The 1,810-nt window shown below is 67.0% G+C and carries 1 protein-coding gene; it reads right to left on the bottom strand.

Translation table 11 applies throughout. The features are described from left to right. Window positions 1–126: 126 nt before the first annotated feature. Complete coding sequence (locus WA805_RS12870; protein ID WP_425242445.1) at window positions 127–1,494, bottom strand: Rieske 2Fe-2S domain-containing protein; 1,368 nt, start codon at window positions 1,492–1,494, stop codon at window positions 127–129. Window positions 1,495–1,810: the final 316 nt, after the last annotated feature.

Consider the following 1,810-nt stretch of genomic DNA (forward strand, 5'->3'; position numbering starts at 1 on the left):
CGCGCGGGCGCGCCGCCCGGCTCGGGGATCTCGGCGGTCAGGCAGGCCGGCGTCCAGTACCGGCGCAGCAGCTCGCCCATCAGCGTCCCGGGCCCGACACGGGTCAGGATCTCGTTGTCTTCCGCCTTAAGCATGCTGGTGCCTCCTACTCGCGTCGAACGCTTCGGCGAAGGTGGGGTCTTCGAGAGTGGCGAGCACCCGCCAGTCCTCTCCTGGCTCGAGGATCTTCTCTGCGCCGAAGATGGACCTGAAGTCGAGGCCGGTGCCGACGGCGGGCGGTTCCTTGCCCGCGGCCAGGCCCTTGGCGGCGGAGATGAGGAGGTGCCGCATCCGGGTGATGGCCTTGTCGGTGGAGCCGAGCTGCTCCTGGGTGCGGTCGTAGATGGGGCCCATCGACTCCGTCACCATGAAGTCCTGGCTCACGAAGTCCGCGACACCGCTGAAGGTCGCGGTGCGCTGCACCTCGCGGTCGATCTGGTAGTCGTTGCCGGCGGTGTACTCGCGCTTGATGACGCCCGCCCGCCGTCCCCGGCTGATCGGGGTGCTGAACGGTGCCGCCGCGAAGAGGTTGGCGCCGCCGTAGCCCTGAACGTTCTCCGGCACCTTGGTGGCGAAGCTGTAGCGCGCCGTGCGCTCGTCGTCCATGGGGATGAACAGGCCCTGGCGCTGGTTCCAGGGGATGCTGGCGACCATCGTGGTGTAGGGCACGACGTAGGCGGTGATGCGGACGTGGGTGTTGCCGTTGGGGGTGGTGCGGATGCCGGCGTAGCGGTAGCCGTACCAGGTGTCGTCGAGTTCGAGCCGGGGGGCGCGGTCGTGGCGCCAGAATTTCCAGGACATGGCGTTGGAGGGGTAGCCGGGCTTGTCGGAGCCGTCGTCGGGGATGTCGTCGATGCCGTCCCATTGGTGCAGGTGGGAGATGTGCGCGGTGTCGATGTTGCCTTCCATCGCCTGCACCCAGTTGCAGTCGGTGACCTGCTTGGTGGCCGACCAGTTTTCCTGTTCGAGCTCGTCGGTGCCGAAGTCCCTGAAGGGCGTCATGGTCTCGCGCGGCCCGAGGTAGGCCCAGACGATGCCGCCGGACTCGTGCACTGGGTAGGCGCGCATCCGCACTTTCTCGCAGAATGGCGCCGGCTCGCTGGGCATGTCCACGCAGCGGCCTTCGGTGTCGTATGCCCAGCCGTGGTAGACGCAGCGGAGGGCGGCGTCCTCGTTGCGGCCGTAGTACAGCGACGCGCCGCGGTGCGGGCAGTTCTCCTGCATCAGCCCGATCCGGCCGGTGGTGTCCCTGAAGGCGACCAGCTTCTCCCCGAGCAGCCGGACCCGGGCGGGCGGGCTGCCGGGTGCCGGGATCTCCTCGCTGAGGCAGGCCGGCGTCCAGTACCGGCGTAGCAGTTCGCCCATCAGCGTTCCGGGCCCGACACGGGTCAGGATCTCGTTGTCTTCGGCCTTGAGCACGCCGTACCTCCGTACCTCCGCATGCGCTCTACTCACCGTCTCACCGGAGATTCAAGGTTGTCAATTATTAAGTAAACATTTACTTACCACCTTTCTTGTGGCTAATAGGAATCACAAAGTCAATGGCGTCTTGAGGATGTTAATAACGGCGGTGACGTCGTCCGGTAAGGGAGACCGCCGCACCGGGCGGCTCACGCCTGCTCGATGCCCCGCAGGCCCGCGTACACCGGCGAGGAGCGGAAGGTCTCGACGTCGCCCGAGTACGCCAGCCGCCCCTCCACCATGGCCCAGATGTGCTCGCTGACGGACGTGAGCATGTCGAGGTCGTGCTCGACGACGACGACCGCGCGAT

This window comes from Trebonia sp. (genome assembly GCF_049794275.1).
Lineage (GTDB): Bacteria > Actinomycetota > Actinomycetes > Streptosporangiales > Streptosporangiaceae > Trebonia.